This window comes from Methylobacterium sp. R2-1 (assembly GCF_014191355.1).
Taxonomy (GTDB): Bacteria; Pseudomonadota; Alphaproteobacteria; order Rhizobiales; family Beijerinckiaceae; genus Methylobacterium.
Map to the genome: position 1 here is coordinate 71587 of NZ_JACHWM010000015.1, position 14826 is coordinate 86412.

A 14826-nucleotide genomic window follows, 5' to 3' on the forward strand; every position below is an offset into this window, starting at 1 on the left:
CGCTGACAGCGGCCTGTTCACTGTTAAACGATGCATGGCAGGCCATCGCATCGCGTGCTGCCAAAGGGCAACACCGATGCTAAGATCCCATCGCAGAACCTTTTGTCCTTCCCCAGGTCGAGGCTCTCGCGTGGGACCGGGCGGTCAAGTCTCGATAGCTGCCTCCGCCCGGTCCCGCCTTTTCTCCTGATGCTCCGCGAACGGCTGCACGGTGTTGTTGCCGCCTCGGTTGCGCCGCTCCCGATCCCGCAGCCTTCACCATTCTGTCGTCACGGCAAGCGCCCTCGGACGGGAGGCCGTTCCGATCCGGCGGGCTTCAGAACCCTGTCGCGATCCGCCCGTAGGTCATCTCGGCAAACGCGTAGATCTGCGAACCGACGAAGGTGCCCGTCACCAGCATCACCAGCAGGATCGCGACGATCTTCGGGACGAAGGTGAGGGTCACCTCCTGGATCTGCGTCAGCGCCTGCAGCAGGGCGACCGCGACGCCGACCAGCATCGCCGCGCCGACGGAGGGACCGGCGGCGACGAGCACCGTCCAGATCGCCGAGCGGACGAGTTCGAGGGCGTCGACCTCATTCATGAGTCGGTCTTTAGACGGTACATCGTCTTGCTTGCGAAAGCCGGGACCACCTTTCGGGACGATGCGCTAGCTGATCGAGATGCCGGAGGCGAGCAGCATCTCACGGCCGTCGGTGAGCTTGGCCATCACGCCGTCGCCGGTGACCCGCACCGATTGCACCGTCCCGGTCATCAGGCCGTCCGCCGAGGTGAGGGTCCGACCGATGATCGCGTCGGCCTGGTTCAGGAAGCTGGAGGCCAGCAGCGAGTCGAGCTTCTGGTTTGTCTTGGTGGCCTGTTCCACCTGCGAGAACGATGCGAGCTGACCGACATATTCCGTCGAGTCCATCGGCTTCGTCGGGTCCTGATTCTGAAGCTGGGCCATCAGCAGCTGCAAGAACGTGTCGGCGTTCATCTTGGAGGCGACCGAGGTCGCCGCCTTCGCCGCCGCGGCCGTGGTCGTGCCGGCGGTGCCGTTCGTGGTGCTGGAGACGTCCATGGTTCAGGCCTTGTCGGAGGAGGGAGCCAGCCGGGCTCGCATCGCGGACCGGCGACGGTGGCCGGACCGAGTGGGCGGAACGAGGGCGGCGGGTGGCACCTTAGGGATGGGCCCTGCCGCACCGAGCAGATCGGCTTCCGTCGTGTACAGGCCGCGGATGATCTTCAGCGCCTCGAAGGCGCGGCCCGCCTCGACCAGGGCGTGCGCCGCCGCCAACCCGTCGCGCATGACCGGATCGGTCGTGGCGGCGAGGATGCCATCCTCGATCTGAGCATAGAGCGCCCGGGCCGGGCCGGCCTGGGCCGGGGCGATCAGCACGGTCTGCGCCGCGAAATAGAGCTGGCGCAGAGGCGTCGTCGCCTCCTCCGCCTGGAGGACGTGGCCCTCCAGCAGGAAGGTCGCGTCGTTCATCAGTTCGAGCGCGACCTTGCGGTCGACGCGCACCACCGCACCGTTGATGTAGACGCGCTCGCCCGCTTTCAGGCTCAGGTGCATGGTGCGGGCTGCGGCCCGGTCGGTCTCGCGCGTCATGACCCGTCCCCCTACTGCAATCCGTCGCGGATCGAGGTGTTGACCTCGATCAGCGCCGCGAGGCTGCGCTCGGGTGCGCTCAGCACCTCCCCGGCCTCGCGCATGTTCCACAGACCGATGGCGACGAGGTCGGCGCGAAGGCCCTCAGGCAATCCGTTCTCGGGATCGAGTAGGTCAGCGATCAGCACGTTCCAGAGGTTCTGGATCGATCCGACCGCGGCGTTCCGCTCCGGACCGGCCCTGGAGCCCTGCGCCTCGGCCGAGCGCAGCAGGCCGAGCGCCCGGTCGAACGCCTCGCGCTCGCGCTCGCGGCCGAGGTCGGGCGCGTCCTCCATGATCTCGGCATAGGATAGACGGTACATCGGGGCCTACGCTCCGTACTCGGTTGCTGGAAAATGCGGGCGTTCAGGAGATGAAGTTGATCAGGCTGAGGCTGCGCAGCTGCGCGGTCAGCCCGTAGGACATCTGCATCTGGGTCGTGATGGCATCGACCCGGGACTTGGCTTCCGCCGGATCGACGCTCTCCAGATCCCGGATCTGCCCGGTCAGCAGCGCGGTCTGCTTGGCGATGCGCGCATTCGCCTCCGTGATCTGGCTCTGCGCGCGGCCGAGATCGGCCCGCATCGTCGTGAGGCTTTGGGTGACTTCGCCCAGCAGGTCCATGACCTTGCCGGTCGCCACCTCTTGCGCCTCCTGCGAGAGGCCGGACAGGCTGAGCCCAGAGGCGATGACGTAGGCCATGCCGAGCTTGCGGAACGGTTCGGCGTTTGCGCTCACCGAGGTGGTGACCGTCTCGGTGAGCGAGATCTGACTGTCGATCGTCCGGCTCGACGCCGCCGACCACGTCCGGTTCCAGTTCAACTCCGTGAACCGTCCGGTGAGCATCCCGTCGATGAAGCCCTTGATCTCGCTCGGCGTGATGCCGGATGCCGCCGGACTGCCGGGGGCGAAACCGAAGAAGCGCGTGAAGGCATCATCCACCGCCGCCTTCGCTGCCGAAGTCGGGCTGCCCTCGTAGGGCGTCAGTGGGGCCGTCCCGCTGTTCGTGCCGCCGAATACGAACTGTCCGCCCGCGCTGGTGTTGAGAGCGCCCGCCAGCGCGGCGAGGCGGCCGCGCGCCGATTCCGTGGCCATCTTCGCACGCTGGTCCGCGGGCAGTGCCGTGAGTTCGTTGAGCGTCGCCTCGGCGGCGGATTGGATCTCCTGAAGCGCGGTTTGCGTGGCCTCGAGCCGGAGCGAGGCCGCGCTGTTGCTCTGGGTCAGCGAGGCGAGCACGGCGTTCTGCCCTCGAAGGCCGAAGGCCCCGGCGACCCCGCCGCCGAGCGTCGCCCCGATATCGGCGAACCGACCGGTGCTGATCTCCTTGGTCGCGATTGCGAGATCGGTCTGGAGACGCGAAACGCCGGTGCGCGGCGCGTTCCAGAGGTTGAGGCTCGAGATGAAGCCTATCGTCATCATCGCCGTATCACCGCACCGCGTCGAGGAGGGTCTTGAGGAGGTCGTTGACGACCGCGATGAGCTTGGCCGAGGCGCTGTAAGAGCGCTCAAGCTGCAGCGCGAGCGCGGTCTCGTCGTCGCCGTTCACGCCCGCTGTGTTCGAGAGCGCCTCGTTGGCGCGGCTCAGCAGGGTCTTCTGGTAGGAGGCGCTGGTCGAGGCATCCTTGCGCTGCGCCTCGAGCCATCCCGCGGAGGCCGCGGCCAAGTCCGGCAGGGTGGAGGCCGTGCCGAGGCCGAGCGCCGGATCGACGGGCTGTGATGCGGTGAGCGTCGTGAGGAGACCGCGCAGGCGGCCCGCGTATGCCGCATCGCCGTCCGCTGCGGGGTCGGCGTAGTCGCTGCCGTTCATGCCGCCGCTGCGCAGCAGGGCGACCGTGCCGCCCTGGGCGGGATCGACCGCCGCGTTGATCGCAATCGTTGCCGCGAGGCCGGTGCGCCCGGTGGCTGTGGTGGCGGGCAGGATCGCACTGCCGCCCGCGGTGAACAGGCCAGCTCGCGGACCGAAGTCGGGCGCGACCGCATCGGTCTCGGCGAAGGCGCCGATCAGGCCGCCAGCGAGGGCGTCGAGCTGCGCCTCGTAGGTCAGCGCCGCGCCGTCGCGGAGGCTTGCGAGCCCCGCGATCCGCCCGGAGGTGAGCGGCATCGGCGAAGCGGCCCCGGTGACCGGCACGCCGTCGATCGTCACGGTGCCGCCCACGGTGCCGGCCGCGAAGGTGGAGGTGGGGGAGAACGCAACCGTGCGCGGGCCGCGCTCGAACAAGGTGACACCGCCATCGGTGTACAGCGCCATGTCACCGCCGTCGCGGTTCACGGCGGTCACGCCGATCTCCTGGGAGAGCGCGGTCAGGATGCGATCGCGGTCGTCGAGCGCGTCGGTGGCATCGCTGCCGAGGGCCGTGATCCTGACGACGGCGCGGTTGGCGGTATCGAACCGGCCGAGGAGGTCGTTGATGCGGGTCACCGAGTCGGCGATGCCGGCATCGGCCTCCGTCCGCGCGGCGTGGACGGTATCGGCCGCCGCGTTGAGGCTGCCGGCGAGTGCCTTGGCCGCCTCGACCGCGTCTCGGGCGAGCTGCGTGTTGTCGGGCTGGTTGGCGGCGGCCTGGAGCGCGGCCTGGAAGGCCGAGAGCCGTGCGGCCGGTGCGGTCGGATCGTCGGTGTCGCCGACGGTCTGGGCGAGCTTCGTCAAACCGGTCAGCAGCGCGTCGCCGCGCGCGGCATCGGACGAGGCGGTGAGCGTGCGGGCATAGAGGGCCGGATCACCCGCGCGGGTGATCGTCACCGTGGCGCCGCCCGCGCTGCCGGCAACCAGCGTCGCGATCTTGCGCGAATAGCCGGGATCGTTCGCGCCCGCGACGTTGCGCGCGGACACGGCCATCTGGTTCGAGGTCGCGAGCAGCGAGGCGCGCGCGGTGTTGAGCGCGAGGGTAAGACCCATCGGTCGGTTCCTGGGACGCGGTACGAGACGGGGGCGCCGGTGTCGGGCCGGCGCCCCCGGATGCGGCGGCGCGCGTCAGCGCTTCAGGTTCATCAGGGTTTCGAGCAGCTCGTTGCCGGTCATGAACACCTTCGAATTGGCGGTGTAGACCGTTTGCGACTCGATCATTGTGGTCAGCTCGGTGCTGACGTCGACGTTGGATTGTTCGAGCGCCCCGGCCTTCATGATGCCGCGCCCCCCCTGGCCGGCGAAGCCGATCTGGATGTCGCCGGACTCTGCGCTCGTGGTGAAGACGTTGCCGGCCCGCGGCGTGAGGTTGTCGGGGCTCGCCACGTCCGCGAGCGGCACCTTGAAGGCGGCCTTGCGGGTGCCGTCGGAGTAGACCGCATAGACGGTGCCGTCCTCGCCGAAGGCCGTGCCTGTCACGGCGGTCGGCGACGAGCCGTCGGCGGTGCCAGACAGGGCGTGGTCGCCCGACAACTGCGTCAGACCGCCCAGATCGACCGTGATGCGGCGGCCGTTCGGCACGTCCACCGCGGCTGTACCGCCGCCGCTGACCTTGCCGTTGCCGTCGAAGGTCACCGAGGTCGATCCGATCGGACTGGCCGAACCCGCCGGGTCGAAGAAGCGGACCGACCACGTATTGGCGGCGGTCTTGGTCATCTCAACGTCGAGCGTCATCGGCTGGCCGACATTGTCGTAGACCTTGAGCGAGTTCTTCTTCGAGTAGCCGATGGCGCCTGTCGCCGTGGGATCGTAGACCGGCGTCTCGAAGGAGAGGTTGCCGGCGATCTTGGCGCTGGTGGAGGGGCGTGCCTCCTGTCCCATCACGCTGACATTGACCGGCTTGAGGTCGGCCACACCGTTGAGGACAGGGTTCGGCGTGCCGTTGGCGAGGCTGTAGCCCATCAGGGTGAAGCCGCCAGCGTTGACGAGGTTGCCGCTCTTGCCGTCGACCACGAAGTTGCCGGCCCGCGTCATGAAGGGTGCGCCGGCCGCGTCGCTCACTACGAAGAAGCCGTTGCCCTGGATCGCGAGATCCTTATCGGAATTGGTCGAGGCAATGGGACCGCCCTCGCTCACCGATCGGCGCAAGGTGGTTTCGACCGCGCCCGAGTTGTAGTTGCCGACATCGCCGGTATCGAGCAGCAGCGAGGAGAACTCGGCCGAGGTTCGCTTGTAGCCGGTGGTACTGGCGTTCTGGATGTTCTCGGCCACCGTCGAGATGCGGTTCGACTGAGCGTTCATCCCGGAGACGCCGGTGCGGAGCACGCCGATAAGACTCATGCTGACACCTCGTTGACTTTCGAATTCTTGCGCACTGGACACGGCGTCGCTTGCGCGGGGCTGAAGGTATTGTGGGGCACGCTCATCCCCGCAGAGACTGGGCGAGTTCGAGGAAGGCGTCGCGGCTTAGGGGCTGGCCCGGCTCCTGGCGCAAAGCCTCGTAGATCCGCGGCACGAGGCTCACGGCCTGGTCGAGATCGGGGTCGCTGCCGGCGCGGTAGCCCCCCATCAGGCGCAGGTCCCGTGTCTCCTCGAAGCGGGCCATCATGCTCTTGAGCTTGCGCACCAGCTCGCGCTGGTCCCCGGTCCAGACCTCGCCCGAGAGCCGTGAGATCGAGCCGAGCAGGTCGATGGCCGGATAGCGGCCCTGCTCGGCGATGGCGCGGTCGAGCACCACGTGGCCGTCGAGCGTGCCGCGGATCGAGTCGGCGACCGGGTCGTTGTGGTCGTCGCCATCGACAAGCACCGAGAAGATGCCGGTGATCGTGCCGGTGCCCTCGGCGCCGGGTCCGGCACGTTCGAGCAGTCGCGGCAAATCCGAAAAGACGCTGGGCGGGTAGCCGCGGGCCACTGCCGGCTCGCCCGCCGCGAGCGCCACATCGCGGGCGGCGTGGGCGTAGCGGGTCACTGAATCGACGATGAGCAGCACCGACTCGCCACGATCGCGGAAGGATTCGGCCACTGCCAACGCCACCTTCGGCGCTTGCCGGCGCATCATCGGGCTCTCGTCACCGGTCGAGACCACGATCACGGCGCGCTCGCGCGCGGCGGCGATGGGTCCTTCGAGGAATTCGCGCACCTCGCGCCCGCGCTCGCCCACCAGCGCCACCACGACGCTGTCGAAACCTTGAGCGCCGGCCAGCATCGCCAGCAGGGTCGACTTACCGACGCCCGAGCCGGCGAAGATGCCGATGCGCTGGCCGGCGCAGAGCGGCGTGAACAGGTCGATCGCCCTCACCCCCGTGGGCAGCGGCGTCTTCACCCGCGCGCGGGTCATCGCGGCGGGCGGGTCGGCGTCCAGCGGAGCGCTGTCGGGGCCCTCAGCCAGGGGACCGAGCCCATCGACGGGGCGGCCGAGCGCGTCGATCACGCGGCCCTTCCAGCGCGGATCCGGGCGCAGCTGCGCCGGCCCGATGCGGTGTGCGAGGCTGCCGATGCCGGCCTCGATCCGGCTCTCGAACGGCTTCACGGTCGCGCCGGCCGCATCGATGCGCACGACCTCTCCGATCTGCACCCGACCGTCCGCGGAAAAACCCATTCGGTCGCCGAGCCGCACGAAGGCGGAGACACCCGCGACCCGCGCGGCGCTGGCGGTCACCTCGCGCACGGGACCACTGACCCGCACCAGCGGCAGGTCGCGGCGCCCGGCCTCCATCGCCCTCTCGAGGCGCTCGATGGCGTTCGTGGTCATCGCTCGGCTAGCCCTGCGGACCCAGCGTCTTGACGGCGCCGGTCAGGGTGGTGTCGGCCTCCGAGGTCATCGTCGCCGCGCTCTCGAAGGCGCGCTGGATCGCGATGAGCTTGGTCATCTCCATGATCGGGTTGACGTTCGCGCCCTCGACGTAGCCCTGCACGAGGCCCGTCCGGGTGAAATCCTGCACCGGCCGGCCGGGCATGCTCGCGGCGACCGCGTTCTCGCCCGATCGCGTCAGGGTGGCCTTCGGGTCGATGCTGAACAGGCCGAGTGCGCCGACTTGGTTGACGCCCTGATGGATGCTGCCGTCGCGGCCGATCACCGGCGGCCCGGCCTGGGGATCGAGCAGCAGGGGGCCGCCGCCTGGATCGACCACCGGCAGGCCGCCGACGGTGCGCACCTGCCCATTGGCATCCATCGTCAGACGGCCGTCGCGGGTATAGAGCGTGTCGCCCTTCGGTCCCTTGACTCCGAGCCACGCATCGCCCTGGACGGCGACGTCGAGGGCGGAGTCGGTCTTCGTCGTCTGGCCGGCTACCCGCGAGATCGTATTCTTGCCGGGGCCGACGAAGGCGACCTCGCCCCGGTTCGAGCGAGCGAGCAGTTCCGAGAAGGTCACTTCCTCCGCCCGGAAACCCACCGTCGCCATGTTGGCGACGTTGTTGGCGGTCGTGGTCAGACGCTTCTCGAGCGCAATCTGACTCGACAGGGCGACGTAGAGGCTGCTCTGCATGGCCTTAAGCTCCGATCCGCGTCGTCTGCAGGCTCTGGAGCGTCTCGGCGTCGATGCCGCCCGCATCGGTGAACAGGGCCAGCACGGGCGCGCTGGCAGTGTTGTTCTGCGCGTCCCAGATCGCCGCGAAGCGTCGCACGAAGGCGTCGAGCTTGGCCGGATCCCGCAGGCTCGCGAGATCGATCTTCTTGGCGATCAGATCGGCGCGCTTGGCCAGGGCCTCGCTCGTCGCCGCTCCGCTCGTCGCCGGCAGGCCGATCACTGTGTTGGCCACCTGGCTCAGCGCCGCGTCGCCGAGAATGTCGTAGGCGCTGGTGAGCGTCGGCGCCTTGCGGGCGAAGTAGAGGGCGAGGCGCACGCCCGTATCGGCGTCGCCTGCCTCGCTCTCCAGCGACTGGCGCAGGTAGGCCTGGCTGACGGTCTGTGCCAGCGCATCCGGTCCCAGATCCGTGCCGAAGCCGACATCCGCGGCAACCCTGTCGGCAGCCGACAGCGGCGCGTTGCGGATCGTCAGGCTGCGCTTCGCCCCGCCCGCGCTTACCAGCATGTCGGCGTCGCGGCCCGTGCCGCCGTAAGCGCCGTCGGCGCCGAAATCAGTCAGCGCCGTGGTCTCGAAGAACAGGCTCCCGTCGGAGGCAAGCCCAGCCTGGACCTTGCCCTTGAGGTCGGAGGCGGCGATCTGCGCCGCCACCGCCGCCGCGATCTCGGAGGGCGTCACCTTCGAGAGGTTCGCCACCCGCCCGGCCAGCGTCTGCGCATTGAGTCGGATCGTGACCGACTGCGTGGTCGTGGTGTCGAGCCGGGATTCCACGAGGAAGCTCGTCTCGGCCCGGCCGCTGAAGTCGTAGGCGTCGGCCAGGCGTTTCGGCGCGCTGAGCGACGCGGCCCTGGCGGGCATGCCGAAACTCGCGGGGTCGGCGCCCGTGGCGGAGACGCCTTGGCCGAAGCTGAACGCCTTGGCGAAGGCGGTGTAGCGGTCATCCGCCAGCCGGTTGGCGAAGCTCGCCGAACTCGCAGCACCTTCCTCCAGTACCTTGCGCATGAACGCCTTGGCGTAGGTCATCTCCTCAAGGCCGTAGGCCTTCATGGCATAAGCGTAGAGGCGTTGGTCGCCGAGCAGGTCGTCGACCGATTTCACGCGGCCGATATTGGCCTCGTAATAGGCGGTCTCCCGGGCAACGGATGGCTCCGCCGCTTTCCGCTGGAGGGAGGCGGTGAGATCCTTGGCGATCAGCCGGTAGCTGGTGAGGGTGTCGGTCAAGGGCGGGCGCCTGAACGGGAGCGCGGGAGGAGGCCGGCCTTCGGCTCGACGGTGAGGGCAGCATCCGAGGCTGCCTCTAGGCCTGTACGCTTGCTCCAGGCTTGCCCTTCGACGCGCGGGCGCCCGGCTGGGATGCGGCCCCGCGTCACGACGCGGGCCCGATGATCGTCTCGGTCGTGATCACGACCCAGCCCGCGCCGGTTCGGCGGATCGACAGGACGCGGCCCGCGCCGGGCAGGACGCTGCCGAGCGAGACCGTGAGTCGTCCCTCGTGGCTTTCCAGGGTGGCGACGCCATCGACGACGCCGCGCAGAGCGTAGGTGCCCGAGGAGATGGCGGCGATTGGTGGGACCGGCTGCCCGGTCGGAGCCTGAGGGACGGTGGCGGCCACGGGACGGTCGGGCAGCGAGCCGGTGGTGACGGGATCGAAGTCCGGATCGGCCAGGCGGCCCTGCGCCACCGTCTTCTTCCAAGCGAAAGGCGCCGTGCCGGCCGGCAGCACCGCCTGCACGTCATAGGCGTGGGTGCCGGTCGAGATGGCGTAGCCGGCAAATCCACTCACGGTCAGGGCGAGCAGGACGAGACCGGCGAGCACGGTGCGCTCGCCTGCCGCTTCCCTGGCACGGCGGGCGGCGACGCTTCCGGCCAGCGGCCGAGACGGAAGTCTCGGAGCGCGTGTGGCACCGCCGGAGGAGGATCGCCTTGCAGGATCGGGCGTCATGCGGATCTCGGTGGATCGGTCCCGGGGCGCGGAGGACGGTAGGGCTTCGCGTCGCGCTCGCCGGGGGCGAAAGCGTCAAGGTTCATGATCCGTGAACTGTTATGCTTGACGCCGGGTTAACGACGCGGCGCGAAGGGGCCGCACCGTCTCATCGCGTCTCATCGACAGCCCTACGAACGGTTGTTAAGCCGAAGGATGAGACAGCCGCCGGGGGCGAGCATGGCCGATGCGCGAGAAGCTGATTTGCCGAACCCGGCCGTGCCGGTCGCGCGAGCGGGTAAGCGGCACCGCGTCGTCCAGCAGGGGCGTATCGTCCTGGGCCCCGAGCAGTTGATCGCCTGCACGGTGCACGATCTCTCCCCCCGCGGCGCAAAGATCCGCGTCGCGTCCGAACAGGTTCTACCGGAGACATTTCCCCTCGTGATCGCCGCGCACGACCTGCGCACGGTGACCGTCCGGCTGCGCTGGCGGCGGGGCGACCTCGCGGGCGTCGCCTTCGAGGACGAGCCGGCCGCTTAGGGGATCGTGCCGGAAGGTGGCTGCCGGCTTTCGGAGAGGGACGATGCGCGAGCCGCTTGTCCACAGAACCGCTCCCGGCCTGTGGAGGGTGTGAGATGGGACGGTGGCGCCCCGGTCCGCTTAATCGGTTCGTAATAGGCCCCGGCCATTCTCGCGACATCGACAGGCGCCTCCAGCAACCATGCGGAGGTCTTCGAGAACAGGCCAGCGGGTGAACCTTCAGACGGGTTCATAGACATGATGTCGGTCCGTTGATCCGGTGCGAGTCCGGAGGTGTGATGCGCGGCGCCACGGGCCCTGACGGGCTCGCCGCGGCCCTCATGGGGCCGTGCGGCCGCACCGGTGCGAGCCCGGTCCTAAAAACCGCCCCCGTCCTTCATCATTCCCGGAAGACAGATCCGTGACCAGCCTGCTCACCAACACCGCCGCCATGACGGCGCTGACGACGCTCAAGGGCATCAACAGTCAGCTTGACGCGACCAGCAACCGTGTCTCGACCGGCCAGCGCGTCTCCGGCGCGTCCGACAACGCCGCCTACTGGTCCATCGCCACGGCGGTGCGCACCGACAACGCCTCGCTCTCGGCCGTGAAGGACTCGCTCGGTCTCGGCTCCTCGGCCGTCGATACGGCCTATAACGGCCTCAACTCGATCCTGACCGATCTCCAGAACATGCGCGCCAAGCTGCAGACCGCGATGCAGCCCGGTGTCGATCGCGCCAAGGTCCAGACCGAGATCGACGCGATCCAGAACAAGATGTCCTCCACCGCCGCCTCGTCCGTGTCGAGCGGCCAGAACTGGCTCTCGGTGGACTCGGCGGATGCGAGCTACCTCAAGGACCGCAACGTCGTGGCCGGCTTCTCCCGCGACACCAGCGGGACGGTCAACTTCTCCTACGTGACCGTCAACGTTTCGAGCATCAAGCTCTACGACGCCAACAGCAGCACCAGCGTCGACGTGCCGGCGACCTCCGCGGAAGTGTTCGCGAGCCAGTCGCTGACCTCCATGACCGCATTCCGTCCCGGCGGCGCCGCCGCCGTCAAGGGTACGGCGGACTTCTCAGGCGCCCAGACGGTCGATCTGCTGATCAAGACCGAGACTGCTACGGCCGGCGTCGCGATCACGCTGAACAAGGCGGCCCTGACCGCCGCCGTGAAGGACACCTCAAAGGTGACCACGAGCGAACTGCTCGATGCCCTCAACAACCAGATCGCGAGCACGTCGCTCAAGGGTGAGGTGACCGCCTCCCTCGACACCACGGGCCGGCTGATCTTCACGCGGGTCGATACCGGTTCGACCAATACCATTCAGGTCGACAGCGTCGCCACCAACACGGTCGATATCGGTTTCGGTTCGGCTGCCAAGACCGGTGTGCTCGCCAAGGGCGCGGATGCGACGACCACCTCGGGTCGCGGCATCCTCGACAGCCAGGCCGGCTCGTACAACGCTGCGTTCGGCGGCGGCTCCTATTCCATCGCCGACTTCGACATCTCCAAGCTGGTCGGTACGAACGGCGACAGCGACCTGTCCGCCATCATCACCGCCGTGGACAAGGCGATCGCCAAGGTCACGGATGCCGGCACGAAGCTCGGCGCGAGCAAGACGCAGATCGACGGTCAGTCGAGCTTCGTCGACACTCTGATGAAGGCCAACAACCGCACCATCGGAACCCTCGTCGACGCCGACATCGAGGAGGAGTCGACCAAGCTGAAGGCGCTGCAGACGCAGCAGCAGCTGGCCGTCCAGGCGCTCTCGATCGCCAATTCCGGCAGCCAGAACGTCCTGTCGCTGTTCCGCTAAGTCGCGCCGTCCCGGTCGCTCGCGCGGCCGGGACGCTTCCGACACACGAAAAGGCCGCGCTCGGACCGAGCGCGGCCTTTCCTTCATTCAGGGTCTGGTGAGGGTTCTTCAGCCGACGAAGGTGTAGCCGGCCATCCGCTTGGCCTCGATCGGGTCGTAGCCCAGCCGCATCCGCAGCTTCTTGCGCAGCTTGCTGATATGGCCCTCCACCACGCTCTCCTCGACGCTGGTGTCGAGGTCGCCATAGACAGCCGTGAAGATCTGGCCCTTCGTCACCTGACGGCCGCGGTTCTTCGAGAGATATTCGAGGATGTGCCGCTCGCGCCGGGGGAGGATCAGGCAGGCGCCGTCGATCTCCGGGTCGCGGCCGTCGGTGTAGACCTTGAGGCGGCCGGCCCGGTCGGGAGCGGGGGCCGGCTCGGCGCCACGGCCAGTCCGGCGCCGGATCGCACTCGCCCGGGCGATGATCTCGCGGACATGGACGGGCTTGCGCACCACGTCGTCGATGCCGGCGGTGAACAGGGCCAGGGTTTGCTCCAGCGAGCGGGTCTCGTTGAGGGCGATGATCGGCGCCCGGCTGAGCGAGCGGATCGCCACGGTGCAGGAGGCGCGGTCGGCGCAATCGCCGATCAGGAAGCCGTCGATCGCTTCGACGTCGATCCGGGGGGCGGCGTCGAGCCAGCCCTTCATGGATCCGACAGCCAGCCCCTGCGCTTTCACGCCCTCGGCGCCAAAGCCGGCGACGTATTGGTCGGTGACGCTCTGCCGCTCGTCGACAACGATGTACATCGTCAGTTCTCGAAGATGTGCGAGGTCATTGCGTCCGGCACGGATATCCTCCGCGCGCCGCCATGGCCGACTGAATTGTGAAAGGGTTGTCGAATGCCGTCGGTTGGTGGCCTGAAGGGCGTGTCGGCTGTTGCTCAACGCGTCCTGTGTGCCGTTTCCTCCAACATTTGACGGTCTCAGCTTTTTGGTGAGAATGGTTAACGGCGTGTTAAGGCCAAGCTTGCGGGTGACGAAACGTTAGGAGTTTGGTCACGGCGCATGTCCGCTCGTGGCGGATGTGCCACAGTGTGACCGGACGGTCCCGACATGGCCCACTCCTTTCCGCCCGAACAGCCTTGACCGAGGCGGCGCCGCGGGTTCGAACGCTCGCTCGGCACCGCCAAGACTCGGTACCGCCAAGAGGAACCCCATGCCGTCGCTGTCCACCCTGTCGCCCGAGGCCCTGGCGGAGCTGCGCTCCGGCCTGCGCGGCGAGTTCGAGGCGCTCAAAGCGCAGGGCCTCAAGCTCGACATGACCCGCGGCAAACCCGCCTCCGATCAGCTCGATCTCGCCGCTGAGATGCTGGTGCTGCCCGGCAACCGCGACACCACCGCCGAGGACGGTACCGACGCGCGCAACTACGGTAATCTCCAGGGCTTGCACGAGACTCGCGTGCTGTTCGCAGCTGTGCTCGGCGCTCCACCTGAGCAGATCGTCGTCGCCAACAATTCAAGCCTCGCGCTGATGCACGACGTGCTCGTCTACGCCCTGCTGAAGGGCGTGCCCGGCGGCGAAGGGCCCTGGTCGAAGCAGGAGCCGATCGCGATCCTCTGCCCCGTTCCGGGTTACGACCGCCACTTCGCCCTGTGCGAGGGCTTCGGCATCCGCATGATCCCGATCCCGATGACGGGGGAGGGGCCCGACATGGAGGCCGTCGAGCGCGAAGTCGCCGACCCGTCGGTGAAGGGCATCTGGTGCGTGCCGCAATACTCGAATCCGAGTGGCGAGACTTATTCCGACGAGACCGTGCGGCGGCTCGCTTCGCTGAGGGCGGCGGCGCCCGATTTCCGCATTCTGTGGGACAATGCCTACGCGGTGCATCACCTCACCGAGGCGCGGCCCGCGCTCGCCAACATTCTCGAAGTGTGCGCCGAGGCCGGGAACTCCAACCGGCCGATCGTGTTCGCCTCGACCTCGAAGGTCACGCTGGCCGGCGCCGGCCTCGCGATGCTGGCCGCCTCGCCCGCGAACGTGAAGTGGTATCTCGCCCAGGCCGGGCGCCGCAGCATCGGGCCGGACAAGCTCAACCAACTCCGCCACGTCCGCTTCCTGCGCGACGCCGCCGGGATCGCGGCGCATATGGACCGACACCGCGCCTTGATCGCTCCGAAATTCGCCGCGGTGGAGGAAGCCTTCGCCGCTCGCCTCGACGGTTGGGAGGTCGCGCGCTGGAGCCGGCCGCTCGGCGGCTACTTCATCACGCTCGATGTTGCCGACGGAACCGCCTCGCAGGTCGTCCGGCTCGCGGGCGAGGCGGGCATCGCGCTTACCCCTGCCGGCGCGACGCACCCTTACGGTCAGGATCCGTACGACCGCACGCTGCGCATCGCGCCGACCTTCCCGAAGCTCGACGCCGTGCGCAAGGCGGCGGAGGCGGTGGCGCTTTGCACGTTGCTGGCGGCGGTGGAGGCGCGGGCGGCGGGGTGAAAACCCCGCGTTCTTCGCAAGATATGCGGAGAAGAGCGGCTGCAATCTCCGCCCAGGCGCAGTCGGAGCGAGGATGAGGGGGGCTATCCGG

General features: G+C 68.6%; 15 protein-coding genes. 3 read left to right on the forward strand and 12 right to left on the reverse strand.

The features are described from left to right. Positions 1-316 precede the first annotated feature (316 nt). From fliQ to FHU13_RS20590, 11 genes are all read right to left on the reverse strand, one after another. Positions 317-583, reverse strand: a complete 267-nt coding sequence (gene fliQ / locus FHU13_RS20540) for a flagellar biosynthesis protein FliQ (protein WP_183437699.1) — start codon at positions 581-583, stop codon at positions 317-319. Between the two features lie 66 nt (positions 584-649). Continuing rightward, on the reverse strand, positions 650-1060 hold the full coding sequence (gene flgD, locus FHU13_RS20545) for a flagellar hook assembly protein FlgD (RefSeq protein ID WP_183437700.1): 411 nt from the start codon (positions 1058-1060) through the stop codon (positions 650-652). Between the two features lie 3 nt (positions 1061-1063). Beyond that, on the reverse strand, positions 1064-1591 hold the full coding sequence (gene flbT, locus FHU13_RS20550) for a flagellar biosynthesis repressor FlbT (protein WP_183437701.1): 528 nt from the start codon (positions 1589-1591) through the stop codon (positions 1064-1066). Positions 1592-1602: 11 nt separating this feature from the next. Beyond that, entirely contained in the window at positions 1603-1953 is a 351-nt protein-coding gene (gene flaF, locus FHU13_RS20555; RefSeq protein ID WP_183437702.1) for a flagellar biosynthesis regulator FlaF, read from the reverse strand. A gap of 43 nt (positions 1954-1996) precedes the next feature. Next, positions 1997-3049 (reverse strand): flagellar hook-associated family protein, encoded by a 1053-nt coding sequence (locus FHU13_RS20560; protein WP_183437703.1) that lies wholly within the window; start codon positions 3047-3049, stop codon positions 1997-1999. A gap of 7 nt (positions 3050-3056) precedes the next feature. Further along, positions 3057-4526 (reverse strand): flagellar hook-associated protein FlgK, encoded by a 1470-nt coding sequence (gene flgK, locus FHU13_RS20565; protein WP_183437704.1) that lies wholly within the window; start codon positions 4524-4526, stop codon positions 3057-3059. A 75-nt stretch (positions 4527-4601) separates the two neighbouring features. Further along, complete coding sequence (locus FHU13_RS20570; protein WP_183437705.1) at positions 4602-5813, reverse strand: flagellar hook protein FlgE; 1212 nt, start codon at positions 5811-5813, stop codon at positions 4602-4604. Between the two features lie 82 nt (positions 5814-5895). Beyond that, positions 5896-7224, reverse strand: coding sequence for a flagellar protein export ATPase FliI (gene fliI, locus FHU13_RS20575; protein ID WP_183437706.1), 1329 nt, complete (start codon positions 7222-7224; stop codon positions 5896-5898). 7 nt (positions 7225-7231) lie between these two features. Further along, on the reverse strand, positions 7232-7960 hold the full coding sequence (gene flgF, locus FHU13_RS20580; protein ID WP_183437707.1) for a flagellar basal-body rod protein FlgF: 729 nt from the start codon (positions 7958-7960) through the stop codon (positions 7232-7234). A 4-nt stretch (positions 7961-7964) separates the two neighbouring features. Next, on the reverse strand, positions 7965-9221 hold the full coding sequence (locus FHU13_RS20585) for a DUF1217 domain-containing protein (protein WP_183437708.1): 1257 nt from the start codon (positions 9219-9221) through the stop codon (positions 7965-7967). A gap of 145 nt (positions 9222-9366) precedes the next feature. Further along, entirely contained in the window at positions 9367-9942 is a 576-nt protein-coding gene (locus tag FHU13_RS20590) for a hypothetical protein (protein ID WP_183437709.1), read from the reverse strand. A 195-nt stretch (positions 9943-10137) separates the two neighbouring features. On the opposite strand from FHU13_RS20590, the gene FHU13_RS20595 reads away from it, so the two are divergent. Both FHU13_RS20595 and FHU13_RS20600 read left to right on the forward strand, forming a co-directional pair. Further along, entirely contained in the window at positions 10138-10461 is a 324-nt protein-coding gene (locus FHU13_RS20595) for a PilZ domain-containing protein (RefSeq protein WP_246714773.1), read from the forward strand. A 400-nt stretch (positions 10462-10861) separates the two neighbouring features. Further along, a complete protein-coding gene (locus FHU13_RS20600) occupies positions 10862-12259 on the forward strand; it encodes a flagellin (RefSeq protein WP_183437710.1) in 1398 nt (465 codons plus the stop codon). 108 nt (positions 12260-12367) lie between these two features. On the opposite strand, the gene FHU13_RS20605 is transcribed toward FHU13_RS20600, so the two are convergent. Further along, positions 12368-13048: a response regulator transcription factor gene (locus FHU13_RS20605; protein ID WP_183437711.1), complete on the reverse strand. Its 681-nt coding sequence runs from the start codon at positions 13046-13048 to the stop codon at positions 12368-12370. Between the two features lie 409 nt (positions 13049-13457). On the opposite strand from FHU13_RS20605, the gene FHU13_RS20610 reads away from it, so the two are divergent. Then, positions 13458-14735, forward strand: a complete 1278-nt coding sequence (locus tag FHU13_RS20610; RefSeq protein ID WP_183437712.1) for an aminotransferase class I/II-fold pyridoxal phosphate-dependent enzyme — start codon at positions 13458-13460, stop codon at positions 14733-14735. Positions 14736-14826 lie beyond the last annotated feature (91 nt).